This window comes from Achromobacter sp. EB05, assembly GCF_044232075.1.
Classification (GTDB): domain Bacteria; phylum Pseudomonadota; class Gammaproteobacteria; order Burkholderiales; family Burkholderiaceae_B; genus Achromobacter; species Achromobacter dolens.
In genome coordinates, this window is record NZ_CP155917.1 from 3,919,604 (window position 1) to 3,946,469 (window position 26,866).

27 protein-coding genes are annotated in these 26,866 nt (G+C 68.6%); 10 read left to right on the forward strand and 17 right to left on the reverse strand.

What is annotated here, in order from left to right:
• The first annotated feature begins 15 nt into the window (after nt 1-15).
• Nucleotides 16-303: a hypothetical protein gene (locus AAID08_RS17765; protein WP_231132998.1), complete on the forward strand. Its 288-nt coding sequence runs from the start codon at nt 16-18 to the stop codon at nt 301-303.
• 23 nt (nt 304-326) lie between these two features.
• On the opposite strand, the gene AAID08_RS17770 is transcribed toward AAID08_RS17765, so the two are convergent.
• On the reverse strand, nt 327-1,709 hold the full coding sequence (locus tag AAID08_RS17770) for an RsmB/NOP family class I SAM-dependent RNA methyltransferase (protein WP_054502421.1): 1,383 nt from the start codon (nt 1,707-1,709) through the stop codon (nt 327-329).
• 757 nt (nt 1,710-2,466) lie between these two features.
• Nucleotides 2,467-3,132 (reverse strand): phosphoribosylglycinamide formyltransferase, encoded by a 666-nt coding sequence (gene purN / locus AAID08_RS17775; protein ID WP_054502109.1) that lies wholly within the window; start codon nt 3,130-3,132, stop codon nt 2,467-2,469.
• Nucleotides 3,133-3,195: 63 nt separating this feature from the next.
• Between purN and AAID08_RS17780 the strand changes: the two genes are divergently transcribed.
• From AAID08_RS17780 to coaBC, 4 genes are all read left to right on the forward strand, one after another.
• Nucleotides 3,196-4,161 carry a bifunctional riboflavin kinase/FAD synthetase gene (locus tag AAID08_RS17780; protein WP_059271438.1) on the forward strand — a complete coding sequence of 322 codons (966 nt, stop codon included), beginning with the start codon at nt 3,196-3,198 and terminating at the stop codon, nt 4,159-4,161.
• A complete protein-coding gene (gene ileS / locus AAID08_RS17785; protein ID WP_395756717.1) occupies nt 4,151-7,012 on the forward strand; it encodes an isoleucine--tRNA ligase in 2,862 nt (953 codons plus the stop codon). The genes AAID08_RS17780 and ileS overlap by 11 nt, the downstream gene beginning before the upstream one ends.
• A gap of 2 nt (nt 7,013-7,014) precedes the next feature.
• Nucleotides 7,015-7,539, forward strand: a complete 525-nt coding sequence (lspA, locus tag AAID08_RS17790) for a signal peptidase II (RefSeq protein WP_054502106.1) — start codon at nt 7,015-7,017, stop codon at nt 7,537-7,539.
• A 156-nt stretch (nt 7,540-7,695) separates the two neighbouring features.
• Nucleotides 7,696-8,892, forward strand: a complete 1,197-nt coding sequence (coaBC, locus tag AAID08_RS17795) for a bifunctional phosphopantothenoylcysteine decarboxylase/phosphopantothenate--cysteine ligase CoaBC (protein WP_054502105.1) — start codon at nt 7,696-7,698, stop codon at nt 8,890-8,892.
• Between the two features lie 104 nt (nt 8,893-8,996).
• On the opposite strand, the gene AAID08_RS17800 is transcribed toward coaBC, so the two are convergent.
• The 6 genes from AAID08_RS17800 to AAID08_RS17825 all read right to left on the reverse strand — a co-directional run bounded on the left by AAID08_RS17800 (nt 8,997) and on the right by AAID08_RS17825 (nt 14,367).
• Complete coding sequence (locus AAID08_RS17800; RefSeq protein WP_054502104.1) at nt 8,997-9,986, reverse strand: tripartite tricarboxylate transporter substrate binding protein; 990 nt, start codon at nt 9,984-9,986, stop codon at nt 8,997-8,999.
• 12 nt (nt 9,987-9,998) lie between these two features.
• Complete coding sequence (locus tag AAID08_RS17805) at nt 9,999-10,688, reverse strand: AroM family protein (protein ID WP_175188707.1); 690 nt, start codon at nt 10,686-10,688, stop codon at nt 9,999-10,001.
• The gene (locus tag AAID08_RS17810) at nt 10,685-11,614 is read right to left on the reverse strand and encodes a DUF1177 domain-containing protein (protein WP_054502102.1); all 930 of its coding nucleotides are present in this window, start codon (nt 11,612-11,614) and stop codon (nt 10,685-10,687) included. The genes AAID08_RS17805 and AAID08_RS17810 overlap by 4 nt, the downstream gene beginning before the upstream one ends.
• Nucleotides 11,611-12,315: a dipeptidase PepE gene (gene pepE, locus AAID08_RS17815; protein ID WP_054502101.1), complete on the reverse strand. Its 705-nt coding sequence runs from the start codon at nt 12,313-12,315 to the stop codon at nt 11,611-11,613. The genes AAID08_RS17810 and pepE overlap by 4 nt, the downstream gene beginning before the upstream one ends.
• Before the next feature lie 75 nt (nt 12,316-12,390).
• Complete coding sequence (locus tag AAID08_RS17820) at nt 12,391-13,158, reverse strand: IclR family transcriptional regulator (RefSeq protein ID WP_054502100.1); 768 nt, start codon at nt 13,156-13,158, stop codon at nt 12,391-12,393.
• Between the two features lie 168 nt (nt 13,159-13,326).
• On the reverse strand, nt 13,327-14,367 hold the full coding sequence (locus AAID08_RS17825; protein WP_064526390.1) for a metal-dependent hydrolase: 1,041 nt from the start codon (nt 14,365-14,367) through the stop codon (nt 13,327-13,329).
• 104 nt (nt 14,368-14,471) lie between these two features.
• Between AAID08_RS17825 and AAID08_RS17830 the strand changes: the two genes are divergently transcribed.
• The 3 genes from AAID08_RS17830 (at nt 14,472) to AAID08_RS17840 (ending at nt 16,403) form a co-directional block, all read left to right on the forward strand.
• On the forward strand, nt 14,472-15,110 hold the full coding sequence (locus AAID08_RS17830; protein WP_054502098.1) for a DedA family protein: 639 nt from the start codon (nt 14,472-14,474) through the stop codon (nt 15,108-15,110).
• Nucleotides 15,111-15,121: 11 nt separating this feature from the next.
• Nucleotides 15,122-15,658, forward strand: a complete 537-nt coding sequence (locus tag AAID08_RS17835) for a hypothetical protein (RefSeq protein WP_064526389.1) — start codon at nt 15,122-15,124, stop codon at nt 15,656-15,658.
• Nucleotides 15,659-15,776: 118 nt separating this feature from the next.
• A complete protein-coding gene (locus tag AAID08_RS17840; RefSeq protein WP_175142913.1) occupies nt 15,777-16,403 on the forward strand; it encodes a dUTPase in 627 nt (208 codons plus the stop codon).
• A 67-nt stretch (nt 16,404-16,470) separates the two neighbouring features.
• Here the strand turns inward: AAID08_RS17840 and AAID08_RS17845 are convergent, their stop codons facing one another.
• The 7 genes from AAID08_RS17845 to AAID08_RS17875 form a co-directional block, all read right to left on the reverse strand.
• Nucleotides 16,471-17,583, reverse strand: a complete 1,113-nt coding sequence (locus tag AAID08_RS17845; protein ID WP_054502095.1) for an NADH:flavin oxidoreductase/NADH oxidase — start codon at nt 17,581-17,583, stop codon at nt 16,471-16,473.
• A 136-nt stretch (nt 17,584-17,719) separates the two neighbouring features.
• Nucleotides 17,720-18,490, reverse strand: coding sequence for an ectoine/hydroxyectoine ABC transporter ATP-binding protein EhuA (gene ehuA, locus AAID08_RS17850; protein WP_049073126.1), 771 nt, complete (start codon nt 18,488-18,490; stop codon nt 17,720-17,722).
• Complete coding sequence (ehuD, locus tag AAID08_RS17855; RefSeq protein WP_006383962.1) at nt 18,487-19,158, reverse strand: ectoine/hydroxyectoine ABC transporter permease subunit EhuD; 672 nt, start codon at nt 19,156-19,158, stop codon at nt 18,487-18,489. The genes ehuA and ehuD overlap by 4 nt, the downstream gene beginning before the upstream one ends.
• On the reverse strand, nt 19,155-19,808 hold the full coding sequence (gene ehuC, locus AAID08_RS17860; protein ID WP_064526387.1) for an ectoine/hydroxyectoine ABC transporter permease subunit EhuC: 654 nt from the start codon (nt 19,806-19,808) through the stop codon (nt 19,155-19,157). The genes ehuD and ehuC overlap by 4 nt, the downstream gene beginning before the upstream one ends.
• 9 nt (nt 19,809-19,817) lie before the next feature.
• The gene (ehuB, locus tag AAID08_RS17865; RefSeq protein WP_064526385.1) at nt 19,818-20,729 is read right to left on the reverse strand and encodes an ectoine/hydroxyectoine ABC transporter substrate-binding protein EhuB; all 912 of its coding nucleotides are present in this window, start codon (nt 20,727-20,729) and stop codon (nt 19,818-19,820) included.
• A gap of 177 nt (nt 20,730-20,906) precedes the next feature.
• Entirely contained in the window at nt 20,907-22,076 is a 1,170-nt protein-coding gene (locus tag AAID08_RS17870; protein WP_064526383.1) for an ABC transporter substrate-binding protein, read from the reverse strand.
• Nucleotides 22,077-22,113: 37 nt separating this feature from the next.
• Nucleotides 22,114-23,058 (reverse strand): ornithine cyclodeaminase family protein, encoded by a 945-nt coding sequence (locus tag AAID08_RS17875; RefSeq protein WP_054502091.1) that lies wholly within the window; start codon nt 23,056-23,058, stop codon nt 22,114-22,116.
• A gap of 249 nt (nt 23,059-23,307) precedes the next feature.
• Here AAID08_RS17875 and AAID08_RS17880 point away from each other — a divergent pair, with 249 nt between their 5' ends.
• Nucleotides 23,308-23,733: an OsmC family protein gene (locus AAID08_RS17880; protein WP_064523566.1), complete on the forward strand. Its 426-nt coding sequence runs from the start codon at nt 23,308-23,310 to the stop codon at nt 23,731-23,733.
• Nucleotides 23,734-23,854: 121 nt separating this feature from the next.
• Nucleotides 23,855-25,144, forward strand: coding sequence for an Nramp family divalent metal transporter (locus AAID08_RS17885; RefSeq protein ID WP_116791347.1), 1,290 nt, complete (start codon nt 23,855-23,857; stop codon nt 25,142-25,144).
• Between the two features lie 3 nt (nt 25,145-25,147).
• Here the strand turns inward: AAID08_RS17885 and AAID08_RS17890 are convergent, their stop codons facing one another.
• Nucleotides 25,148-26,197 (reverse strand): LLM class oxidoreductase, encoded by a 1,050-nt coding sequence (locus tag AAID08_RS17890; RefSeq protein ID WP_064523572.1) that lies wholly within the window; start codon nt 26,195-26,197, stop codon nt 25,148-25,150.
• A 25-nt stretch (nt 26,198-26,222) separates the two neighbouring features.
• A complete protein-coding gene (locus AAID08_RS17895; RefSeq protein WP_395756718.1) occupies nt 26,223-26,846 on the reverse strand; it encodes a glutathione S-transferase family protein in 624 nt (207 codons plus the stop codon).
• Nucleotides 26,847-26,866: the final 20 nt, after the last annotated feature.

Genomic DNA, 26,866 nt, shown 5'->3' on the forward strand with positions numbered 1-26,866 from the left:
ATTGGGGACGTTACCGTGCTGGCGTCCTATTACGAGATCCGTGGCTCGGACTGCCTGGCGCTGCGCGCGCCCCGCGTCACCATCACGCTGCAACCGCGCCTGGGGGTCGCCAGCATCGTCCAGACGCGCGGCCAGTCCGGCGACTCGGGACGTTGCGCGTACAAGACAGTGCCGGTGGCGCAACTGGTCTACCAGGCCAACCAACCCGGGTCGGATTCGCTGGCTTGGGAAGTGAAATACCAGAATAAGACCATCGGAACGCGCCGGTACAGCGCGACGCTGGGCATCGCGCCGGCTCCCTGAGCCAGCGCGGGGCCAGCCGCCGCTCAGGAAGCCGGCCTGGCCTGATCCGCCTCGCTGGACGCTTCCGCGGCCACCGGTTCCAGGGCCTCCTGGGCGACGGGCGCCTCGGCAGTGCCGACACCCTCTTCGTGCGGCGCTTCGGCGTCCGACTGCGCCTCGGCTTCGCCTTCCGCTGCGGTGACAGCCTTCTTGCGGCGCTCGAACACGGCGGCGAAGAAGCCGTCGGTGCCATGCAGGTCCGGACGCAGTTGGACGTAGGGCCCCTCCAGCTTCAGGTTGTCGCAACGGGCAGCCAGGATCTCGGCCGCGTCCACCCGCTCGAAATCCGGATGGCTGGCCAGGAAGCGGTCGGCCTGCACTTCGTTTTCCTCGGCCAGCAGGCTGCAGGTGGCGTACACCAGGCGGCCGCCGGGCGCCACGCAGCGCGCGGCGCTATTGAGGATGCGTTCCTGCAGTTGCCCCAGTTCAGCCAGCGACTCGGGGTGCTGGCGCCACTTCAGGTCGGGGTTGCGGCGCAAGGTGCCGATGCCGCTGCAGGGCGCGTCGACCAGCACGCGCTGGGCCTTGCCGGCCAGGCGCTTGACGCGGGCGTCGTTCTCGCTGTCGATCGCCACCGGCACCACGTTCGACAGGCCGCTGCGTGCAAAGCGCGGCTTGGCTCGCGCCAGGCGGGCGGCCGAGACGTCAAAGGCGTAGAGGCGGCCGGTCGAGCGCATCAGCGCGCCCAGCAGCAGGGTCTTGCCGCCGGCGCCGGCGCAGAAATCGATGATCATTTCGCCGCGGCGCGGCGCCACCAGCAGGGCCAGCAACTGGCTGCCTTCGTCCTGCACCTCGATACTGCCGTTCTCGAACTGCGGCCAGCGGTTGATGGCCGGACGGCCTTCCATGCGGATGCCCCAGGGCGAGTACGGCATCGCCACGGGTTCGTAGCGGCCGGCGCTCTGCTGCAGTTCCGCCAGCATGGCGTCACGCTCGACCTTGAGCGGGTTGACCCGCAGGTCCAGGCTGGCCTGGCGGTTGAGGGCCTCGATCAGGGTTTCGGGGCTTTCCATGGCGCCCAGGCGCTCGTCGAGCCAGTCAGGGATGCTGCCGCGCACGGCGCGCGGCAACGTCGCCAGGTCGATCTGCAGCACGCGTTGCAGCCATTCCGCCTCGGCCGCGTCCAGGCCTTCACGCAGCGCTTCCGTGCCGAGGGTGGCGGCCAGGCCCAGGATGGCCAGGCGGCGCGAAGCCGGCCCGACGCCACTTTCGCCGAACTGGCGGTAGCGGCGCAGGTGGCGGAGCACGTCGTAGACGGCTTCGGCCACTTCCGAACGGTCGCGCGCGCCCAGGCCGGGATGGCCACGCAGCCAGTGCGACAAGGCGGCGTCTGCCGGGTAGGTCCATTGCAGGATCTCGCCCAGCACGCGCTGCACCTGGTCGATACGGCTGGCGGCATACGACAGGCGCGGCCGGTTGAATTGCGGCTTTTGCGGGGCGGCGTCACGCCGGCCCTGGCCTTCACGGCGGTCCGAACCGAAGGAGCCGCGCTCACCGCCGCGGCCTTCGCCGCGCGAAGCGCCATGGGAGGGACGCGAATCCGGGCGACCCTGGCCTTCGCGGCGGTCCGAACCGAAGGAGCCGCGCTCGCCGCCACGGCCTTCGCCGCGCGAAGCGCCGTAGGACGGGCGCGAATCCGGACGGCCGTAGCCTTCGCGGCGGTCCGAACCGAAGGAACCCCGTTCACCGCCATGGCCTTGGCCCTCACGGCGCTCCGAGCCGTACGAGCCACGCTCGCCACGCGGCGCGTCATAGGAAGGGCGCGGCGTCGGGCGGCCCGAGCCTTCGCGCCGGTCGCCGCCGAAGGAACCGCGTTCGCCGCGGCCTTCGCCGCGTGGCGCGTCATAGGACGGACGTGGGGTCGGACGGCTGTCGCGGCGCTCGTCCGAACGGCCTTCGCGGCCGCCGGCGGCGCGCTCGGGGCGCGGCGCGCGTTCCTGGGCGACGCGGGCCTCGCCCTTGGGGCGCGAGAAGAAGGACCGGCCGTCACGCTCTCCGGCGGCTGCCGGGCGGGAACGCGGGGATTGGGGTTTGCTCATGGTGTATTCCAGTGGGGCGGACACATGCCGCCCGATAAATGCGATTCAGGGCCGTCGGCGGCCCGGCTGCGCGGCTGGCGTCGGCTCAGGCCGCCGCGGACCAGGTGAACAGGCGGTCGGGATCTCCCTGCACGTCCACCCGGTGGTCATTCGTCAGGGTAACCCGGCCTTCGGCGAGCCAGCGCACGGCGGTCGGAAAAGCCTGGTGCTCGACTTCCAGCACGCGTTCGGCCAGCATTTCGGGCGTGTCGCCAGCCAGGACCGGCACGCAGCCCTGGGCAATGATGGGACCATGGTCCAGCACCGGCGTCACGAAATGCACGGTGCAGCCATGCACCCGCACCCCGGTGGCCAGCGCCTGGGCGTGCGTGTGCAGCCCCGGGAACGCCGGCAGCAGCGACGGATGGATGTTGACCAGGCGGCCGCTGTAGCGATTGACGAAGCCGGGGGTCAGCACCCGCATGAAGCCGGCCAGGATGACGTAGTCCGGTGCGTGCAGGTCGATTTCCGTGGCCAGCGCGGCGTCGAACGCTTCGCGGCTGGCATAGTCCTTGTGGTACAGCGCCGCCGTGGCGATGCCCTGGGCCGCGGCCCATTCAAGGCCGGCGGCGTCCGGCCGGCTGGCGATCACGGCGGCGATCGTGGCGGGCCAGCCCTGTTGGCGACAGGCCTGGACCAGCGCCTGCATGTTGCTGCCTCGTCCCGAGATCAGGATGACGATGCGGCGCGGTGGTGTAGAAGTTTCCGGCAAGATGAGCGATCCAAATTGGGGATGACGAACAATCCCGTAATCCAAAATTGTAAACTCTCGCTCGTGAAACCACCGCTGCGCATCCACCGATCCCTTCCGCCGCCCGCCCAGCGCGCTCCCAGCGCGCTGACCATCGGCAATTTCGACGGCGTCCACCGAGGACACCAGGCCATGCTGGCGCGCGTCTGCCAGGTCGCGCGCGACCGCGGCCTGACGCCCGCCGTGATGACCTTCGAGCCGCACCCGCGCGAGTACTTCGCCACGCTGAACCAGCGTCCCGAGCTGGCGCCCACCCGCATTTCCGGGCTGCGCGACAAGCTGGCGGCGCTGGCCCGCTATGGCGTATCCCAGGTCGTGGTCGAGCGCTTCAACGCCCGCCTGGCCGAAATGTCGGCCAACGCCTTCATCGAGAACCTGCTGGTGCGGGGGATGGATACCAAGTGGCTGCTGGTGGGCGAGGACTTCCGCTTCGGCCACAAGCGCAGCGGCGACATCGACCTGCTGCGCGAAGCCGGCCTGCGCCATGGCTTCGAGGTACAGACCCTGGCCGACGTCACCGACCGCCACGGCCACCGCATTTCCAGCTCGGAAGTGCGCACCGCCCTGGCCGTGGGCGACCTGGACCGGGCCCGCCACCTGCTGGGCCACCCCTTCCATATCAGCGGTCACGTGATCCACGGCCAGAAGCTGGGTCGCACCCTGGGCTATCCGACCATGAACCTGCGGGTGGCCGAGCGCTGCGCGGCCCGCTCCGGCATCTACGTGGTACAGGTGTATGGCCTGGCCGAGCGCGCCCTGCCGGCAGTGGCCAGCCTTGGCGTGCGCCCGACCGTCGAGGACCGCGGCCGCGTGCTGCTGGAAGCGCACCTGCTCGACGAGACCGTCAACGCATACGGTAAACTCGTGCGTGTCGAATTCCTGCAAAAGCTGCGGGACGAAGAAAAATTTCCTGATCTCCCTTCCCTGACTGCCGCCATCGCCGAAGACGCGCGAAACGCGCGCGCCTATTTTGCCGTTCATGGACTATAAAAAGACCCTCAACCTGCCCGATACCCCCTTCCCCATGCGGGGCGACCTCGCCAAGCGCGAGCCCGCCTGGATTGCGCAGTGGGAGGAAAACCACGTCTACCAGGCGATCCGCGCCGCCAGCCGCGGCCGTCCGCGCTTCGTGCTGCACGACGGCCCGCCCTACGCCAACGGCGACATCCACATCGGCCACGCGGTCAACAAGATCCTGAAGGACATCATCGTCAAGAGCCGCAACATGGCCGGCTACGACGCGCACTACGTGCCGGGCTGGGATTGCCACGGCATGCCGATCGAGATCCAGATCGAGAAGAAATACGGCAAGCACCTGCCCGTGGCCGAGGTGCAGTCCAAGGCCCGCGCCTACGCGCTCGAGCAGATCGACCGCCAGCGCAAGGACTTCAAGCGCCTGGGCGTGCTGGGCGAGTGGGATCGTCCCTACATGACGATGAACTTCAGCAATGAAGCCGACGAGATCCGCGCCCTGGGCCGCATCCTGGACAAGGGCTACGTGTTCCGCGGCCTCAAGCCCGTGAACTGGTGTTTCGACTGTGGCTCGGCGCTGGCCGAGGCCGAGGTCGAATACGCCGACCGCGTCGACCCGGCGGTGGACGTGGCCTTCCCGTTCGCCGAGCACGACAAGCTGGCCAAGGCCTTCGGCCTGGACAAGGTCGACGACGGCGCCATCGTCATCTGGACCACCACGCCCTGGACCATCCCGTCCAACCAGGCGCTGAACCTGCACCCCGAAATCGAATACGCGCTGGTGCGCGTGTCGCCCGCGCCCAAGTTCGGCCCGTTGCTGCTGATCGCGCGCGAGCGCGTCGAAGCCTGCCTGAAGGCCTGGAACCTGGAAGGCGAAGTCATCGCCACCGCCCCGGGCGCGGCGCTGTCGGGCATCGAGTTCCGCCATCCGCTGGCGCAGTTCGAAGCCGCCTACGACCGCAAGGCCCCGGTCTACCTGGGCGACTACGTCACGGCCGACTCCGGCACTGGCGTGGTGCACTCGGCCCCCGCCTACGGTATCGAGGACTTCATCTCGTGCAAGGAGCACGGCATGAAGGACACCGACTTCATCAGCCCGGTCATGGGCGACGGCAAGTACGTCGACAGCCTGGCGCTGTTCGGCGGCCTGTCGATCTGGGACGCCAACCCCAAGATCGTCGAGGCCCTGAAGGAAGCCGGCGCGCTGATGCACGTCGAAAAGCACAAGCACAGCTACATGCACTGCTGGCGCCACAAGACGCCCATCATCTACCGCGCCACCAGCCAATGGTTCGCCGGCATGGACATCAAGCCCAAGGACGGCGGCCCGACCCTGCGTGAATCGGCGCTGGCCGGCATCGACGCCACTGCCTTCTATCCGGCCTGGGGCCGCGCCCGCCTGCACGCCATGATCGCCAACCGTCCGGACTGGACCCTGTCGCGCCAGCGCCAGTGGGGCACGCCGATGGCCTTCTTCGTGCACAAGGAAACCGGCGCGCTGCATCCGCGCACCTCCGAATTGCTGGAACAGGTCGCGCAACGCGTGGAGCAAGGCGGCATCGAGGCCTGGCAGACGCTGGACCCGCGCGAGCTGCTGGGCGACGAGGCCGACCAATACGAAAAGAACCGCGACACGCTGGACGTGTGGTTCGACTCGGGCAGCACCCACGCCACCGTGCTGGGCGGCAAGGACGGCGATTTCGCCGGCTCGCACGGCGCCGAACTGGGCTGGCCCGCCGACCTCTACCTGGAAGGCTCCGACCAGCACCGCGGCTGGTTCCATTCGTCGCTGCTGACTGGCTGCATGCTGTATGGCCAGCCGCCCTACAAGGCCCTGCTGACGCACGGCTTCGTGGTGGACGGCCAGGGCCGCAAGATGAGCAAGTCGGTCGGCAACGTGATCGCGCCGCAGAAGGTGTCCGATTCGCTGGGCGCCGAAATCCTGCGCCTGTGGGTCGCCTCCACCGACTACTCGGGCGAGCTGTCGATCTCTGACGAGATCCTCAAGCGCGTGGTCGAAGGCTATCGCCGCATCCGCAACACGCTGCGTTTCCTGCTAGCCAACCTGGCCGACTTCGACGCCGTGTCGCAATCCGTGCCCTACGGCGAGCTGTTCGAGATCGACCGCTATGCGCTGGCCATGACGGCGCAGATGCAGGCCGAGGTGCAGGGTCACTACGAACGCTACGACTTCCACCCGGCGGTTTCGCGCCTGCAGACGTTCTGCTCGGAAGACCTGGGCGCGTTCTACCTGGATATCCTGAAAGACCGCCTGTACACCTCGAAGGTGGACAGCGTGGCCCGCCGCTCGGCCCAGACCGCGCTGCTGGACATCACCCAGACGCTGCTCAAGCTGATGGCGCCGATCCTGTCTTTCACGGCCGAAGAAGCCTGGAAGGAACTGGTCGGCTCGGCTCTGAAGCACCAGGCCGACGCCGCCCGCGTCACCATCTTCACCGAGGTCTACCACGCGCTGCCGCCGTTCGCGGACGCCGAGGCCCTGTCGGCCAAGTGGACGCGCCTGCGCGCCATCCGCGCCGAGGTCCAGCGCAAGCTGGAAGAGGTGCGCACGGCCGGCGACATCGGTTCGTCGCTGCAGGCCGAGGTCGACCTGTACGCCAGCGGCGAAGACCAGCAATTGCTGGCCAGCCTGGGCGACGACCTGCGCTTCGTGCTGATCGTCTCGCGCGCCGCCGTGCACGCCGGCGAAGGCGAGACGCGCATCGAGGTCACGCCGTCCAAGCACAAGAAGTGCGAGCGCTGCTGGCACTGGCGCCTGGACGTGGGCCAGGATCCGGATCACCCCGAGATCTGCGGCCGCTGCGTGTCCAACCTGTTCGGCTCGGGCGAAGCCCGCGACAAGGCCTGAGCATGGCCGGCCCTCAAGGCACGGCCACCGGGGCATCCGCCGGCGCGCCCCCCGCAAGGGTGGGCCGCTGGCTGGGCATCGCGCTGGCCATCGTCGTGCTGGACCAACTGACCAAGGTGTACTTCAACACCTCATACCAGTATGGCGAGCGCCTGAACCTGCTGCCGTTCTTCGACTTCACGCTGCTGTATAACCGCGGCGCGGCATTCAGCTTCCTGGCATCCGAGGAAGGCTGGCAGCGCTGGCTGTTCACGGCGCTGGGCCTCGTCGCCGCCGTGGTCATCACCGTGATCCTGCGCCGCACCCGCGGCCAGCCGCGCTTCTGCCTGGCGCTGGCGATGATCCTGGGCGGCGCCATCGGCAACGTGATCGACCGCGTGGTGTATGGCCACGTGGTGGACTTCCTGCTGTTCTATTGGCGCGACTGGTACTACCCCGCCTTCAATGTGGCGGACGTGGGGATCACCTGCGGCGCGGTACTGCTGGTGCTGGACGAGCTGCTGCGGGCCCGCAAGCCGCGCGCCTGACGCCCTCCCCCGCCCCCCTTCGAAACCCGGCCCCTGGCCGGGTTTTTTCCTGTTTGAGCCCCCCTGCACGCATGGCGAACGGCGCGATGCGGCAATGCGGAATAAAATCACTGTCCGTTCCCTGATTCGACGGCATCCAAACGCCGTCCGACGCCCATGCTCGACCTCGCCCGCAAACGCATCGTCCTCGGCCTGACCGGTGGCATCGCCTGCTACAAAATCGCCGAGCTGGTGCGGCGCATGACCGAACAAGGCGCCGTCGTCGACGTAGTGATGACCGAGGCGGCCACGCACTTCATCACGCCGGTGACCATGCAGGCCCTGTCCGGCCGTCCGGTGTTCGTCGATGCCTGGGACCCGCGGGTGCCCAACAACATGGCGCACATCGACCTGACGCGCGGCGCCGACGCCGTGCTGATCGCGCCGGCCAGCACCGACTTCATGGCCAAGCTGGCTCACGGCATGGCCGACGACCTGCTGTCGACGCTGTGCGTGGCGCGCGCCTGCCCGCTGCTCGTCGCGCCCGCCATGAACCGCGAGATGTGGGCCAACCCGGCGACCCAGCGCAACGTGGCGCAACTGCGCGCCGACGGCATCAGCATCCTGGGCCCGGCCGCCGGCGAACAGGCCTGTGGCGAGACCGGCGACGGGCGCATGCTCGAAGCCCATGAAATCCTCGCCGACCTGATCGCCTTCTTCCAGCCCAAGCTGCTGGCCGGCCGTCACGTGCTGCTGACCGCCGGCCCCACCTCCGAGCCGGTCGATCCGGTGCGCGTGCTGAGCAACCGCTCGTCGGGCAAGACCGGCTACGCCCTGGCCCGCGCCGCGCGCGAAGCCGGCGCTCGCGTCACGCTGATCACCGGCGCCACCGCCCTGCCCGTGCCGCGCGGCGTCACCGCCCTGTCGGTGATGACGGCGCGCCAGATGCACGACGCCGTGATGGCCAGCGCCGCCGACGCCGACATCTTCATCGCCGTGGCCGCCGTGGCCGACTGGCGCGTCAAGAACGTCAGCAACCAGAAGCTGAAGAAGACCAGCGAAGGCGGCGGCGCGCCGCAGATGGAGTTCGAGCCCAACCCCGACATCCTGGCCGAAGTGGCCAAACTGAAGGACGGGCCGTGGTGCGTGGGTTTTGCGGCAGAGACCGAAAAGCTGGCCGAGCACGCCGAGGCCAAGCGCCAGCGCAAGGGCATTCCGCTGCTGGTGGGCAACCTGGCGCACAAGGTGATGGACGCCGACACCACCGAACTGGTGCTGTTCGACGCGCAGGGCGCGCACCCGCTGCCGGCCGCCGACAAGCTGGACGCCGCGCGCCGCCTGATCGCCGAGATCGCGGCGCGGCTGCCGGACTGATCCCGCCCGTCCGCGAGACCCAACAAAAACGCCAGACGCGAGTCTGGCGTTTTTGTTTGCGGCGCGCGCCGCGCCTGCTGGCAACGGCGGACGCGACAGCCTGCTTATTGCTCCAGGCTGATGTTGGCGGCGCGCACGATGTCGGCCCACTGCTTGCGGTCGTTCTCCAGGAACCGGCCGAACTGCTCGGGCGTCATGCCGGTGACCGGTTCCGAACCCAGGCCGGCCATCTTCTCCTTCACGGCGGGCTGCTTGAGCACGTCCTGCAGCGCCGCGTAGTAGGCGGCCAGCACGTCGGCCGGCAGCCCGGCCGGCGCGAACACGCCCTGCCAGGTCGGCATGTCGAAGCCCTTCAGGCCCTGCTCGTCCAGCGTGGGCACGTCGGGCAGTTGCGGCGAGCGCTTGAGCGAGGCCACGCCGATGGCCTTGACCTTGCCCTGCAGCGCCAGCGGCGCGGCGGTGGAGATGTTGTCCATCGTCATCGCGATATGGCCGCCCAGCAGGTCGGTGATGACCGGCGCGGCGCCACGGTAGGCCGCGTGGGGCACCTTCACGCCCAGCTTGTACAGCATGGTCTCGGCGATCAGGTGGTTGGAGATGCCCACGCCGGCGGTGCCGTAGGTGGCGGTCGGCGTCTTCTGGAAGTAGTCCTTCAGTTCGGCCAGGTTGTTGGCCGGCACGTCCTTGTTGACGATGACCACGTTGGGCTGCACCGCCGCCAGCGTAATGGGCGTGAAGTCGGTCGGCTTGTAGCTGGTGCCCTTGGCGTTGAGCACGTGGGTGATGGCCATGGAGCCGGCCGCCGCGATGCCGATGGTGTAGCCGTCGGGCTGCGATTGCGACAGGCGGTACGCCATGATGTTGCCGCCGGCGCCCGCCAGGTTCTCGACCACCACCGTCTGGCCCAGGCGCTGCGACAGCGGCTCGGCCAGCAGGCGCGCCAGCGTGTCGGCGGAACCGCCGGGCGCGAAACCGACCAGCAGGCGCACCGGCTTGGTCGGCTTCCAGGCGTCCGCGGCCAGGACCGGCGCGGCCGACATGGCGCCGACGACGAACAGTGCGCCCACGGCGCGTTGCAAACTACGGCTGAACATGAAGAGGATCCCTTATTCCAGAATTTGCGCAAGCATCTGCGCCACAACACGATTCGACAGCAGCACCGGGCGACCCGATGCCTGCGCCACCGCCTGGCGCATGCGTTCGGCGTAGCCCATGCAATGCATGACGATGAAATCGCAGTCAGCCAATGCGCGGCCGGCCTGCGTGAAATTGGCGGCCGCGCGCGCCGCGTCCGTTTCGTAGGGCGAGGCATGCACCACCGTCGCCGGGCATTCCAGCGGCACGGCCATGTGGAACGCATCGACCTGGGCTTCCAGCGGCACCACCAGCCCGACATGGCGACCGTGCTGCGACAGGCCCGCGACCAGGTGGTCCACCACCTGCTGCGGCTCGACCACCAGCGTGCGCATCGGCGCGATCGCGGTGCCCGTGCACAACGGCACCAGCAGGTCGTAGCCGGCAGCGTCGACCTGACGCATCACCTGCGCCAGGCGGGCCTCGGCGGCGGCCGCGTCCAGTTCGATCTGGCTGCCGTCGCGCATGCGCGTGGCGAAGCGGTATTCGCCCGGACGCGGCGCCAGCGCGGCCAGCGCCGCGGCGTCCAAGCCGTCGAGCGCGCCGAATTCGTCGACGCGCACGTGCTCGCCCAGCAAGGGAGCCATCTCGGGCACCACGTCGCTGCGCGGCGACTGGCCGATGGTGAAGAACGCCACGCGACGCGGCTTGGGCGCGCTCATTGCGCGCCCCCGGGTTCCCGGCCGGTGGTCTGCAGGTGCGCCATCGAGCCGTAGCGGGCCTGCAGCGCGCGCCATTCGGCGTCGTCGAAGAAAGTCAGCGCGCCCTGCCCGAACAGCTTGGCGATCTCGATGCAGAAGCGCATGGCGACGTCGGCGTCGACCGCGTTGGTGACGCCGGTGGCGCAGCCCGGCACGGCGGTCTGCGCGGTCAGCGCCACGCCCACTACCGGCGCGTCGGTGACGATGGCCGGCTGCATCAGCGAATTGACGTGCCACAGGCCGTTCTCGTAGGGCGTGATGTCCTGTGTGGTCAACGGCAGCGTCAGGGGCAACTGGCCGCTGACCCAGCCGATCACGTCCAGCATGGTTTCGGGAATGCGCAGCAGGTAACCCTGCTTGGCCACCGGCGTGAGGGCCACGCCGCGCTGGTTCACCAGGCGGTTGCCGCGGGTGGTGTCGACCGACAGGATCGCGTCCATGCGCGGATCGACTTCGTGCGACATCATCTCGCGCATCGGGAACGGCGAGCGCATCATCGGCACCGGGTGGTGCGGACGGGTGCCGGCGCGCGGGCAGATGTGGGTGCGGATGCGCACGGTGCCGGTCAGCACGTCGCCCTGGCGCGCCATGGCCATCAGCTTGAGCGCGGTGGCCACGGCGACCACGGCGCCATCGCTGTCGGACACCAGGCCGGTGACGGCCGGACGCGCGCCGATGCCGCCCAGGCGGCCGACGATGCCCAGTTGCGGCGCGTTGGCGTCGGAACCCGGGATGACAATGGAGAGAAAGTCGGTGGCCAGGCCGTCGCGCTCGAGCCGAGTGACTTCGACTTCGCACTGGCCCGCCTCGCGCAGGACCTGCGCCACCGCTTCGCCCGTGACATGCGCCGAGGACAGCAGCTCGATAGTGTCGATGACCTGTTTCATGCCGGGATCTCCACCACCCCGGGCTGGAACACGCGCGGCTCGTTGCCGCCCAGGAACAGCGGCGCATCGTGCGGACCGACCAGCGTAATGGCGGCGCCGCGCACGCGCAGCGCGGCGCCTTCGGGCAGGCCCAGCACCGGCATCGTCGGGTTCAGCGTGCAGAACTCAGCCAGGCGCTGTGCGCGGGTCTCGCCGCGGTGGCCGGGAGGATGGGCGTTGGTGTAGTGCGGATTGATCTGGAAGGACAGCAGGCCGAGCGCGTCGAAGCCCGCGGGATCGGTGATCGGCATGTCGTTGGTGGTGCAGATGCTGGGGCAGGCCAGGTTGGAGCCGGCGCTCCAGCCCAGGTAGGCGGCGCCTTCGCGCACGCGGCGCGCCACCACGCTCAACAGGCCCCGGCGGCGCAGCTCGCCAAGCAGATTGAAGGTATTGCCGCCGCCGACGATGATGACCGCGGCCCTTTCCAGCGCGGCCACCGGATCGGCGGCGCGGTGCAGCGGCTCGATGTCCAGGCCGGTGTCGGCCAGCGCCGTCACCACCATCGCGGTGTAGTCGTCCCAGTTGCGGGTGACGCCTGCGTACGGCACGAACACCGCCGGCGCGCCGGCTGGCAGCGTGGCGATCAGTTCGCGGATGTCGGGCAAGGCGTGCACCAGGTAGCCGGCGTCGCTGCTGGAATTGCTGAGGAGCAGAAGGTTCATGTGCAAAGTTCCGTGGAGTCGTTGGGTCGGAGCGCCGCATGCGGGCGGCCAGATAGCGGGAATCGGTAACAGGGATCAGTCCAGCCAGTAGGGGTCGTTCAGTTCGCGCCCCAACGCGGCGACCTGCTGTGTCAGGGCGTCGCGCAACGCGGCGACGCGGGCGGCATCGACCTGGAACGACACAAAGGACAGGCACAGGCCGCGCAATTCACCGCTGGACGGATCGCGCACCGCCGCCGCCACGGCGCCGATGCCGGGCATCGCCTGGTCGATGGCAACCCCGTAATGGTCGGCGCGGGTCTGCGCCACGCGCTGCGCCAGTTCGCCGACGGTGGCCGGACAATCCTTGCCTTCCATCGGCAGCGACTGCGTGGGGTCGGCGCCGTAGAGCGCGTCGAACTCGGCCTGGCTCAGGCGCGACAGCAGCGCCCGCCCCATGGCCGTGCCCGAGGCGGCGCGACGCGAGCCGGGCGGCGACAGCACCTGCACCGGGTGCGAGCCGTTCAGGCGCTGCAGCACCACGGTTTCGCGCTGGTTCAAGGTGGACAGGTAGGCGGTCAGGCCGCTGTCCGCCGACAGGCGCGCCAGCACCTTGCGGCAGGCGTCATCCAGCGGGGTAGCGGCCAGGCCGGCGCGCACCGCCTGCGATAGCAGCAGGCCGGGACGATAACGGCGCGAGGCCGCGTCCTGGTCGAGCATGCCGTAGTGCTGCATCTGGTTGAGCAGGCGCGATGCCGTGCTCTTGGGCATGGATAACCGCTGCGCCACGTCGGTGAAGCTGAGCTCCGCAGCGCCCTCCGCATAAAGCGCAAGCACGCGTTGGACGCCGTCGAGAATACTCATCGATGTTCCATAAAACGGAACTACTGTTCCTTTATATCGAACAAGAATAATGCAGGGTCGGACCGCCGGTCAATACGGGGCCCACGCCGGGGCAGCGCCGGAACATGAAAAACCCGCCAGATCGCGGCGGGTCGTATCAGGCGGCGTGGCGAGCCAATGCGGACCGGCTCAGCGCGTGGCGCTCTCCGCCCACTGCGCCAGCGGCAGCGGCGGCTGGGCATGCAGGATGCGGGCCAGCAGCAGCTTGAGCTCGGCCCAGCCGCCCCGCTCGCCCGGCCAACTGGACGGAGTCACCGGCCGCCAGGTGCCATCGGGCGCGCGCTCCGCCATCTTGAAGCGGAAGTTGTAGTGACCGGCCATGCCCATGCGCAAATCGGTCACCACCAGCGCATCGCCCAGCGCGTCATAGCGCAGCCAGTCATCGGTGAACCAGCGCAGTCGCTCGTGCAGCGGCACGCCCGCCAGCGCCTGGCCCAGATCCGGGTGAAGCGGCTGGCGCAGCCATTCCGGCGGCTCGCGGTCGAACCAACTGCTGACGGCCTCGTAGTAATGGCCATCGGGCGTCTTGGCGATAACGCGCCACAGCAGCGTGTTGAGCGGCATGGGAACGGCCCGCAGCTCGGTGACGACGATGCCTCGCGCCTGCATCGCATCGCGCACCCGTTGCTCGGCGGCGATGCGGCCCGCCAGGCCGAACGCCAGGTAGGCCGTGCTGAAGATCAGCGCCCCCGCCAGCAGTCGCCGGGCGTTGCGCGTCATGCCCGCGATGATCGCGTAGACCGCCGCCAGCAACAGCGGCACGGTGTAGACCGGATCGATGATGAAAATCGCCGACCAGCTTTCCGGAATCGACGCCAGCGGCCAGAACAACTGCGTGCCGTAGACGGTGAAGGCGTCCAGCAGTGGATGCGTCACCAATACCAACCACAGTGTCAGGAACAATCGCCTGCCGCTGTAGGGGGCCTGTGGCCAGTATCGGCGTATCAGGCAGGCCAGGAGCAGCGCCAGACCCGTCAGCACGAAGATCGAATGCGAGAAGCCCCGGTGATAGGTCATCAGTGACACCGGGTCCGGGTAACGCATCAACACGTCCAGATCCGGCACCGTGGCCAGCGCCGCGCCGTAGATCAGCGCTCGCCGTCCCTGCACGCGCCCCAGCAGCGCCCCCTGTATGCCCGCGCCCAGCACGGCTTGTGTAACCGAATCCATAGAACTCCGACGATAGCCTTCGGTGGACGCCGCTTTCACGCGGCGCCCACAATGCAGGCGTTAAGATACCCGATTGCGTTCAGCTAATTTTCAACTTTTGCCTCATGGACCAATACATCGACAAGATCGGCGTGCTGATCGAGACCAACCAGGCCTGGGCCGGCCCCATCACCTTCCTGCTCACGCTGGGAGAATCGATGGTGCTGCTGGGCCTGTTCATTCCCGCGACCGCGCTGATGCTGCTGACGGGCGGCCTGATCGGGGCCGGCACGCTGGATCCATGGAGCATCATGGCCTGGGGCGTCGCTGGCGCCATCGTCGGCGACGCGCTGTCCTACGGGCTGGGCCGCTGGGCGGGCCCCAGCGTGCTGCGGCGCTGGCCGCTCAAGCAGCAGCGCACCGCCGTCGCCCGCGCCCGGCTGTTCTTCTACCGCTATGGCTTCGCCTCGGTGCTGATCGGCCGCTTCCTGGGGCCGATCCGCTCGACCATCCCGACGGTGGCCGGCGTCATGGGCATGGCGCATGGCCGTTTCCAGATGGCCAATGTGCTTTCGGCCATCCTGTGGATGCCGCTGATGCTGGCACCGGGCTACATCACCGCGCGCAGCCTGGGCGCCGCGGAAAACGCCCAGCAGATCGCCATGATGATCGGCGCGGGTTTCTCGGTGCTGCTAGGATGCGGACTTCTGGTCGCGATGATGCGCAAGCGCCGGCAGCCGGCGCGGATCCGTCGCGGCAATTAGCGGAGAACAGCATGGCTATCGACATGGAGCCAAAGAACGGCGACTTCGCGCGCTACATCGAAAATCTTTCGCGCGCCGGTGGCGCCACGCCTGGACGGGTGCCGAGCAAAGCCGAGACCAAGCGCCAGGCCGCCATGCCGGCGCCGACGCCCTCCCCCGCCCCGGACCAGGGTTCCCTGAACGACCTGACCTGGGGCAAGACAGCCCCGCCGCCGCTGCAATCGCGTCGCGCCGACAGCGTGCCGCCCACCGTCGCGCCCGGCCAGACGGACGCCGAGGCGGTTTCGCTGGCCAAGCGCGCGCGCCAGCGCAAGCAGGGCATTTTCCTGACCATCGCCGGCGCGGTGGCCGGCTGGGCCGCGGTCAATGTCGCCTTCAAGGCGCTGCACGCGCCGCGCTTCGACCTGGACGATTTCATGCCGGCGGTGTTCCTGGGCTTCTTCGCGCTGATGCTGTTCAAGGCCGCCAGCGGCGCCCGCGACCCGCGCAAGCGGCCGCTGGAAAAGCTGCCGCCGCTCAAGACCTCGTCGTACCGCAAGGATGCGTGAGCGGACGCGGCCGCGGCGGCAATGGTGCTAACATTTCCGCCGCTGTCGAACAGACCCCACGAATACCGGAGTGAAAGTGAATAACGTTGTCGGATTGAACCAGGCCCAGGCGGCCACGATGCTGAAGCTGCAAGGCGACCTGAACAGCATGATCAATCCGGACTGGATCAACGGCGGCGCCCGCTTCCTGCGCGCCGCCTTCGTCGAATCGGCCGAGGCCCTGGAGCACTACGGCTGGAAGTGGTGGAAGAAGCAGACCATCGACCTGCCGCAGGTGCAGATGGAACTGGTCGACATCCTGCATTTCTACCTGTCGCACACCATCGTGCAGGCCAAGGGCGACGTCAACGCCGCCGCCGCCGCGCTGGTGGCCGACCTGGCCGGCCCCGCCTCGATCACGCTGGACGGCAAGAGCTACGCGCTGGCCAGCCTGAACGTGCCCGAACTGCTGGAACTGATCGGCGGCCTGGCGGTGTGCGGCCGCGCCAGCTTCAAGCTGCTCGAGCAGAGCATGAGCGCCTGCGAGATGAGCTGGAACGATGCCTACACCCAGTACGTTTCCAAGAACGTGCTGAACATCTTCCGCCAGCAGCATGGCTACAAGGAAGGCACCTACATCAAGATCTGGAACGGCGAAGAGGACAACGTGGTGCTGGCGCGCCTGCTGTCGCAGCACGACGCCGCCCGCGCCGACTTCGCGGACATCCTGCATCGCGAACTGGAAGCGGCGTATTCGCGCCTGTAAGCGCGCAGCGTCCGCCCATGAAAAACGCCGCGTCACGCGGCGTTTTTCTTTGGACGACGGTCGCGCGCTAGCGCTGGCCGAAGCGCGTCTCGCCGAACAGTTCCTTCAGCTCGCGCGGCTGCGACCGCCAGTACTGGCGCGGCGCGGCGACCTGCCCGCCCAGTTGCGCGGCGGCATGCCAGGGCCAGCGCGGGTCGTACAACATGCCACGCGCCAGCGCCACCATGTCGGCCTGGCCTTGCGCCAGGATGTCCTCGGCCTGTTGCGCCTCGGTGATCAGGCCCACCGTGATGGTGGGCAGGCCGACCGCGCGCTTGAGGGCGTCGGCGAACGGCACCTGGTAGTTCGGCCCGACCGGGATCTTTTGCAGCGGCGACACGCCGCCGCTGGAGACGTCGATGAACTCACAGCCCAATTCCTTGAGCCGCAGCGCGAACGCCTCGGTCTGCGCCGGGTCCCAGCCGCCCTCGACCCAGTCGGTGGCCGACACCCGCACGCCCAGCGCCACCGATGACGGCGTCACCGCGCGCACCGCGCGGAACACTTCCAGCGGAAAGCGCATGCGGTTCTCCAGCGAGCCGCCGTATTCGTCGTCGCGCTGGTTGGCCAGCGGCGACAGGAACTGATGCAGCAGATAGCCGTGGGCCGCGTGCAGTTCGATGGCATCGAAGCCCAGGCGGATGGCGCGGCGGGCACTGTCGACGAAGGCGTCGCGCACCCGCGCCAGGCCAGCGGCGTCAAGCGCGCGCGGCGCCGGCTCGGAGGCATTGTGCGGCAGCGCCGACGGCGCCCAGCCCTGCCAGCCGCCCTGCTCCGGCGGCACCAGTTGGCCGCCCTCCCAGGGCGCATGGCTCGACGCCTTGCGGCCGGCGTGACCAAGCTGGATGCCGAGCTTGATGGGCGAATAGCGGCGCACCGCCTGCACCACGCGGCCCAGCGCGGCCTCGGTCTCGTCGGACCAGAGGCCCAGATCGCCCGGGGAGATGCGGCCGTCGGCCTCGACCGCGGTGGCTTCGGTGAACAGCAGCGCCGCACCCGACAGGGCCAGGTGGCCCAGGTGGATCATGTGCCAATCGGTGGCGCGGCCCTCGTCGGCCGAGTACTCGCACATGGGCGCGATGACGATGCGGTTGGCCAGTTCGACATTGCCGACTGACGTGGGACTGAAAAGATGACTCATGCGTAAGGCTCCGGGCGATGGACGCGGATGCACAGCATAGCGCCGGCATCCGCCCGCGCGGCCAATCCCGACGCCCGCGTGGGGATTTAGGGCGGGATGAGGCCCGCCCTTTAGGCCTACCGCTTATTACCGCGGCTTATTGCCCCTCGATCACGCTGTCCAGAAATTGCCGGGTGCGCGCCTCCTTCGGATCGCTGAACAGCGTCTGCGATTCGGCGTCCTCGACGATGTTGCCCTGGTCGAAGAACAGCGTGCGGTCCGAGCTGCGCTCGGCGAACTTCATCTGGTGGGTGACGATGATCATGGTCATGCTCTTGCGCGCCGACAGGTCGCGCAGGATCTGCAGGATGCCGCCCACCAGCTCCGGGTCGAGCGCCGAGGTGACCTCGTCGAACAGCATGATCTCCGGGCACATCGCCAGCGCGCGGGCGATGCCGACGCGTTGCTTCTGGCCGCCCGACAACTGCGCCGGGTAGACGTCGAGCTTGTCGCCCAGCCCCACCATCTCCAGGTATTCCACCGCGCGCTCGCGGGCCTGGTCGCGCGACAGCCCCAGCACGTGCACCGGCGCCTCCATGGCGTTGCCCAGCGCGGTCATGTGCGGGAACAGGTTGAAGTGCTGGAACACCATGCCGATCTTGCCGCGCACCTTGCGCAGGTGCTCGGAATTGGGGCCGGCCGGGCGGCCCTGGGCGTCGGTCCACATCGGCTCGCCGTCGATCTCGATCTCGCCGCTGCTGGGCTGGTCCAGGGTCATCAGTACGCGCAGCAGGGTCGACTTGCCGGAGCCGGACGGCCCTATCACGGCCACCGTCTGGCCCGCCGGAATCTCCAGGTTGATGCCTTTGAGCACCTCCAGCTCGCCATAGCGCTTGTGCAGGTTCTTGATGGTGATGCTGGAACTCATCGCTTTCCTCCATAACGTTGCAGGCGGGCCTCCAGGCCGCGCACCCCCCAGGCCGCGATCAGGCTCAGCGCCAGGAACAGCACGCCGACCAGCGTCAGGGGTTCGGTGTAGCGGAAGGTGGTGGAGCCGATCATCTTGCTCTGCTGCAGCAGCTCGACCACCGTGATCGCCGACAGCAGCGGCGTGTCCTTGAACATGGCCACCAGGTAGTTGCCCAGCGCCGGCACCACCGGCGGGATCGCCTGCGGCAGCACCACGCCCACGGCCGTGCGCCACGGCGACATGTTCAGCGCCCGCGCCGCTTCCAGTTGGCCGCGCGGCACCGCCTCGATGCCGGCGCGGTAGACCTCGGCGCAATAGGTGGCGTAGTGCAGCCCGAGCGCCACGATGCCGGTCGCCAGGGGCGACATCTGCACCCCGGTCAGGGGCAGCACGTAGAACAGGAAATACATCTGCACCAGCAGCGGCGTGCTGCGCACGAACTCGATCACGAACGCCGTGGGCAAGGACAGCAGCGCCAGGCGCGAACGCCGCAGCAGCGCCAGCGCCAGGCCAAGCGTCACGGCCACCAGCATGCCCAGCACCGTGGCCTGGATGGTGATGACCAGCGCCGAACCCAGCGTGGGCAGGATCTCCAGCGCGAAGGACCAGTCGAATATCGGTTTCATCGGACGCGGACCCTCCGTTCAAGCAGGCGCACGCCGGCGGTGATGAGCAGCGCCACCGCGAAGTACAGCAGCAGCATGAGCGTGAAGATCTCGGTGGTGCGCAGGGTTTCGCTGCGCAGCAGTTGGCCGCGGAAGGTCAGGTCGGTGATGGTGATGAGCGACACCAGCGCCGTGTTCTTGAGCAGTTCGATCAGCAGGTTGCCGGCCGGCGGCAGCATGGCCGGAATAGCCTGCGGCACCACGATGCGGCGCATGATCTGGCCGCGCGTCAGGTTCAGGGCCACGCCGGCCTCGCGCTGGCCCGGCGGCACCGCGCGGATCGCGCCGCGCACCACCTCGGCGCCATAGGCGCCGGCATTGAGCGCCAGCACCACGATGCCCACCAGCATGGCCGGCAGTTGCACGCCGAACAGCGGCAGCACGAAATAGAACCAGAACAGTTGCACCAGCGCCGACGTGCCGCGGAACACCTCGACGTAGATCGACGCCAGCCAGCGCACGGGGCGCACGGTCGACAGGCGCCCCACCCCGGCCGCCAGCGCCAGCGGCACCGCCAGCACGACGGCGCCCGCCATGATCTCCAGCGTCACCGCCAGGCCTTCCAGCAGTGGCGGCACCAGCTCGGCGATATGTTCGGATATGAGCTGCATCGGCGCCCCCTAGTTAGCGGCGCAGAGCTTGGCGGCCGTGACGTCCTTGGGCAGTTCCTCGGGCGTGAAGCCGAACGGCGCCACCAGTTTCTTGTGTTCCTCGGTGCCGATGAACTTGGCCAGCTCGGCATTGAAGGCGTCGGCAAAGGCCTTGTCGTCGGTGCGGAAAGCATAGGCGCCATAGCCGCGCACGCCCTTGCCGTCGATCACCGGATCGGTGAATGGTTCGGCTTTTTCCAGGCCGCTGCCGTCGTTGGTCTTGCCCATCAGGTCGTTGACCGTCAACGCCGTGGCCGCGTAGGCGTCGGCGCGGCCGGCCTGCACGCCGGACAGCGCGCTCACGGCATCCGGGAACACCACGATCTGGCCGGCCGGCACTTTCACCTTGGAGGCGTATTCGGCTTCGATGGCGCCCACCACCACGCCCAGCCTGGCGTCCGGGTTCTTGACCACGTCCTCGTAGCTGTGCAGGTTCTTCGGGTTGCCCTGCTTGACCAGGAACGCCTGGCCCACGCCATAGGTCGGGTTCGAGAACGCCACCTGGCCGCAGCGCTCCGGCGTGACGTACATGCCGGCCGCGATGATGTCGAAGCGCTTGGCCTGCAGGCCGGGGATCAGCGAGCCGAATTCGGTCAGCACGCCTTCGACCTCGTTGATGCCCATGCGCTTGAGCACCACCCGCGCGATTTCCACCGATTCACCGGTGACCTTGGCTTCCTTGCTGTCCATGAAAGCGAACGGCGCCTCGTTGGCGTAGCCGATGCGGATCTTGCCGGCGGCCTTGGCGGCCGCCAGCGTGTCGCCGCCAGCGGCGGGCGCGCTGGCCCCCTGTGCGGGCTTTTCCGAGCCGGAGTCGGAGCAGGCGGCCAGCAGGCCCAGGCTCAGGGCCAGCAGGACGCGGCGGGTGCGTTGGACGATCATGGTCTTATTTCTCCCGAATTTATTTCTAGGTACATGGCTTCGCTAAAAATGATACGACATTAAATCATTTCACCTCTAATGATATGGACGAAAAAAAGCAGGCCGAAGCCTGCTTTTCACCGTCCCGCCCTATGGCGGGTGAGCACTCGTTACGAACCGTACGGGACTATGTCGTCCCTATTTTTTCTCCGCCGCGTCCGCGTAGGAGAACTTGCCATTGCGCACCACGCCCATCACGCGGGCGCGCTCGTCGAAGCCCTGGTGGTTGTCCTTGGAGATGTTGAGCACGCCGTTGGGCACGATCAGGTCGCGGGTGTTCTCCAGCGCGTCGCGCAGGGCGATGCGGAATTCGGGGGTGCCTGGCTTGGCGCCGGTCTTGAGGGCGCGCGCCACCGCCGAATCCAGCAGCATCCAGGCGCCATAGGCGTCGCCGGCGAACTGCGTCAGGGTGTTGGCCCCATACTGGCGCTCGTACTTGTCGGCGAATTCCACCGCCACCTTCTTGACCGGGTTCGAATCCGGCAGCTCGCGCGCCACCACGCCGGGGCCGGTGGGGAACAGCGTGCCTTCGACGTCGCGCCCGCCGACCTGCAGGAATTCCAGCGTGCCGATGCCGTGGGTCTGATAGATGGTGCCGGTGTAGCCACGCTCGAGCAGCGTCTTCTGCGGCAGCGCCGAGGGCGTGCCGGCGCCGGCCACCAGCACCGCGTCCGGCTTGGCGGCGATCACCTTGAGCACCTGGCCCACCACCGACGCGTCGGTGCGCTGGAAGCGTTCCTGCGCCACGATCTTGATGTCATTGCCGGCGGCCGCGGAGAACTCCTTCCACCAACTGTCGCCGTAGGAATCGGCGAAGCCGATGAAGGCCACGTTCTTGAAGCCCTTCTTCTTCATGTCCTCGACCAGCACGGTCGCCATCAGCGAATCGTTCTGCGGCATCTTGAAGGCCCAGGCGCGCTTGGGATCGGACAGCGGCTCGACGATCACGCTGGAAGCCGCCAGCGCGATCATCGGCGTGCCGGTCTCGGCCAGCACGTCCAGCCCGGCCAGGGCGGCGGCGGTGGTGTTGGGGCCGACGATGGCGTCGACCTTGTCTTCCGAGGTCAGCTTGCGCAGGTTCTTGACCGCGCGGCTGACGTCCGTGCCGTCGTCCAGCACCACGTAGCGCGCCGGCTCGCCGCCCAGCGTATTGGGCCACAGGCGAATGGCGTTGTTGGTCTGGATGCCGATCGCCGCGGCCGGGCCGGTGGTGGAGACATCCACCCCGATCACGATCTCGGCATGGACGGACAGGGCGGGAACGGCCAGCGCGACAGCGCAGGCGTAGCGGACGAAGAAGCGGGACATGACGACAGCTCGCAGGATGAAAAAACAGCGGATGGCGCTATTTTGCCTGACCGCCGCAGGCCTCGTAGACGAGCGCGGCCAGCGTCAGGTCCTCCAGCGCGCTGCCGACCGCCTTGAACACGGTCACTTCATCCGCCCGGGTGCGGCCCGGCGCCTGGCCGCGCACCAGGTCGGTGAGGTTGCCGCGGATGTCCTCGCGCGCCAGCACGCCGGCCTCGAACGCGGCCAACAGGTCGCCGGCCTTGGTCGGCGCCTCGTCGGTATCCACGTAGACCGTGGTGCCGTCGAAGCAGGCCGTGTCGGTCTCGATCATGTCGGGCTTGAAGCTGCCGATCAGGTCCAGGTGGGCGCCGGGGCGCAGCCAGTCGCCGCGCACCAGCGGCACGGTGGACAGCGTCGCGCAACTGACGATATCGGCCTGGCGCACGGCCTGCTCCAGATCGAGGGTGCTGCTGGCGTCAAAGCCCTGCTCGCGCAGCGCCGTCGCCAGCGCCTCGGCGCCGGCCGGCCGCACGTTCCAGACCCACACCTTGTCGATCGGCCGCACCGTGCGCATGGCCTGCGCCACCAGCCCGGCGATGCGCCCCGAGCCGACGATGGTCAGCACCCGCGCATCCTCGCGCGCCAGGTAGGACGCGCCCAGCGCCGCCGCGCCGGCGGTGCGGAACACCGTCACCAGGTCGCCGTCCACCTGCGCCAGCGGCACGCCGGTGCGGGCGCTGTACAGGTTGTAGGTGGCGTGCAGGCCCGGCAGCGACTGGCGCGTGTTCTCGGGAAAGATGTTGATGACCTTGACGCCGAAGTAACCCTGCTCGTTCCAGGCCGGCATGATCAGCGTGGTCCCGTGCGCGCCGCCCGATTCGATCGCGTGGACATGGCGCGCGGGCACATGGGCGCCCTGGCGGAACGCCTCGCGCAAGGCCGGAATCGCCGCGTCGAACGACAATGCGCGGCGGGTTTGTTCGGTGTCGATCACTACCATCTGTATCCAATGCCTGTTCGGGTTGAGCCAGGGGCGAAGTGTGACGGCGCCGCGCGGCGCTGGCAAGGCGCCGCAAGCGGCGGTTACATCGGCTTGCCGGATGCGGGCGGCCGACAGGCGACGCCCCGCCGCGCCCGCCGTATCATGGTCCATGCCCCTTCCGGCAACGCGCGCCGCCATCGGGCCGGCCGCGCGCTCCCCCAACCGGACGCGTCCGTTTCGGGCGCGTTCCCTCAACAGGAGTCACGCATGAAGAAAACCGCAACCGCCGCCTGGTCGGGCGATCTGAAGACGGGCAAGGGTACGATTTCCACGCAGAGCGGCGCGCTCAAGAACCAGCCCTATGGCTTCAACACGCGCTTCGGCGACACCCCGGGCACCAATCCCGAGGAACTGCTGGGCGCTGCCCACGCGGGCTGCTTCACCATGGCGCTGTCCAACATCCTGAGCGAGGCCGGCCTGGCCCCGCAAAAGCTGGACACGCAGGCCGAGGTCACGCTGGACAAGGTCGACGGCGGCTTCGCCATCACGGCCGTGCACCTGACCGTGGAGGCCGTGATTCCGGGCGCCAGCGCCGAAGCCTTCGACGAGGCCGCGCGCAAGGCCGAAAAGGGCTGCCCGGTCTCCAAGGTGCTCAACGCCAAGATCACCATGGACGCCAAGCTCAAGTCCTGACCGGCCGCGGCAGGCCCGGATGGGGCGACGCCATTGGCCCGCCCTATCCGGGGCTTGCTGAAAATCAATTTGACGGTCATGCCGGAGATATGGAAAATGAGAACCATTCTCAGGAACTAACATGACCCGATTCATCTACGCGATTTCAGGCGGCAAGGCGGCGTACCCTCAGGACGCCCAGGTCTCGGCCAACCTGCGCCGGGTGGTCGGCTCAGGCATCCTGGTGGCGGTGGGCTATATCGACCCGGGCAACTGGGCCACGGACATCGCCGGGGGCAGCGGCTTCGGCTACGGCCTGCTGCTGGTGGTGATCGCCTCGGCCATCCTGGCGCTGGGCTTCCAGGTGCTGGTGTCGCGCCTGGCACTGGCCACCGGCGAAGACCTGGCCACCCTCACCGCCCGCCACCTGTCCCCGCGCACCGCCAAGGCCGCGTGGCTGGCCGGCGAGGCCGCCATCCTGGCCACCGCGCTGGCCGAACTCATCGGCGGCGCCATCGCGCTGCGCCTGCTGTTCAACCTGCCGCTGCTGGGCGGCGTCGCGGTCACCGGCGTCGGCACCTTCGCCGTGCTGGCCCTGACGCGCGGCAACGCCGACCGCCACGAGCGCGTCATCGCCGTGCTGCTGTCGATCGTGGCAGCCTCGTTCGTGTTCCTGCTGTTCAAGGCCAACCCGGCCTGGACCGACGTGGCCCATGGCATGACGCAGACCGGCCGCGCGCTGCGCGACCCGCAAGGCTTCCTGATCGCGCTGGGCATCCTGGGCGCGACGTTGATGCCGCATAACCTCTACCTGCATTCCGGGTCGCTGGCGCAGCGCGCCCGCGTGCTGCCGGCCGACGCCCGAGACCTGGCCATGCGCGTGGCGCGCAACGACACCGTGGTGTCGCTGGGCGTGGCCATGTTGATCAATTCGGCCATCATGATCGTCGCCGCGGCCTCGTTGTCCGGCTCCGGCATCATCGTCTCCAGCCTGGACGACGCCCACGCCGTGATCGGCCAGACCTTCGGCATCGGCGCGGCCATCGTGTTCGCGATCGCGCTGTACGCGGCGGGCCAAAGCTCCACCATCACCGGCGTGCTGGCCGGCCGCATGCTGTCGCAAGGCTTCCAGATCAACAGCGGCTGGTCCGATCGCCGCCGCGCGCTGGCCACGCGGCTGATCGCCGGCACCGTGGCCGCCGCCCTGCTGGCCTTCACCGGCGGCCAGGACCCAGACCAGTTGCTGGTGCTGAGCCAGGTCATCCTGAGCCTGGCCCTGCCGTTCGCGCTGGGGCCGCTGGTGGTATTGGCCTGCCGCAAGCAGGTAATGGGCCGCCACGTCCTGCGCGGCGCCTGGGCCTGGGCAGCCGTGGTCGCCACCGTTGGCATCATCCTGCTGGACGGCTACCTGCTGGTGGATATGGCGCTGTGATCCTCACCAGCGGCCGTCGCGCGGGGCCGGCCCCGGCAGCGACGGAAAATGCGGCAGCACTTCCTCGGCCAGCTCGTGGATGATTTCGGCCGCCGGCCGCTCCGAGAACTGGATTCCCAGCGCGGCGTGGTTCACCCCTGCTGCCTGCCAGTCGCGCAACAGATCGATCAGGCCGTTCCGGCCCGTGCGCAGCACGAAGCCGCCTTGCAGCGGCGTGCGCGGATGGTCGGGATCGTCGACCAGGTCCAGCCACTCGTTGGTCATGTGCGGCCGGAAACCGCCGTCCGGAATGCCCTGGCGCCAGATACGGATCTTGTCGGCAAGCCGCGCCGGCCCGCTCTTGTCGTGCGACGGACCGGGATAACTCAACCAGCCGTCCGCATGCTCGCTGATCCACGCCGGCGACTGGCCGGAGCCCCCCGTCACCATCAGCGGGATCACGCCCGTTGCCGGCTTGGGCAGCAACAGCGTGCCGTTCAGGGTGCGACCCAACGGCGATTCGATGGCGCCGCCCGCGCTGCCCAGCAGCCGCCGGAAGTACGCCACCGCGTCGCGGAAGCGTTCAGCCCGCTGCTCGTGTTCGATGCCATAGGCCGGAAACTCCGACGGCCGGTCGCCCGAGGCGATGCCCATCACCAGCCGGCCGCCCGACAACTGGTCGATGGTGGCGGCGGCCTTGGCCAGATCGATCGGATGGCGCAACGGAAAAATTGCGCTGCCGGTGGCCAGCGCGACCGAGCGGGTCCGGGCCGCCAGGAACGACAGGTAGGTGAAGGGGTCGAAAACCTGTCCGGCATCGCCGAAGCCCACGTCCATCAAGGGCACGTCCCGTACCCAGACGGCGGCAAAGCCGAGCCGGTCGATCTCGGTCACGAGCTCCGACTGCCCCGCCAGCACCCGCATGTCGCCGTTGTAGAAGCGCAGCGGCAGGAACATGCCGAGGGTGAGCTGGCCGGGCGCGAACATGCGGCAATAACCCGGATGCGCGGCGAACGCCGGCGCGGAAGCGCCAGTGGGGACGGACACGGACGACGTCGTGGTGGATTCAAGCATTTTGCATTTCCATGATTGAGCGGGTTCAGGCGCCGACGGCCGGCGCGGGCAAGGTGACGCCACGCTGGACCGCCGGCCGGGCGGCGACGCGTTCGTGCCATGCGCTCAAATGGGCGTGGGCGCTGAAATCGAAGCCGACGATGCGGGCGATATGGGTCCAGCCGAAGTGCGCGATATCGGCAATCGAATAGTCTTCGCCCGCGATATGGGGGTGCCGCGACAGTTGCCCATCGAGCACGCCGAACGCGGCATCGCACAGGCCTCGATAGCGGTCGACCGCATCGGGCTGCGCGGTGGCCGAGAAAATCTCGAAGTGCACGCGTTGACCGAGGATGGGACCGACGCTGGCGGCATGGAACATCAGCCACTGGATGGCCTGCCAGCGCGCCCGGGGTTCCACGGGCAGCAGGCGGCGCGTCTTGTCGGCCAGATACAGCAGGATCGCCGCCGACTCGAACAGGGTGATGCCGGTGGCATGGTCGACCAGCACCGGTATGCGGCCGTGCGGATTGAGCCGCAGGAATGCCGGCCGCCGGTTTTCCCCCGCGTCGATATGCACGTGCCTGAGGGTATAGGGCAGGCCCAGTTCCTCCAGTGCGATAGTGATCTTGAAACCATTGGGCGAGCTGTCGGTATACAGGTCGATCATGGCTGTGCCCCGACCTGGAC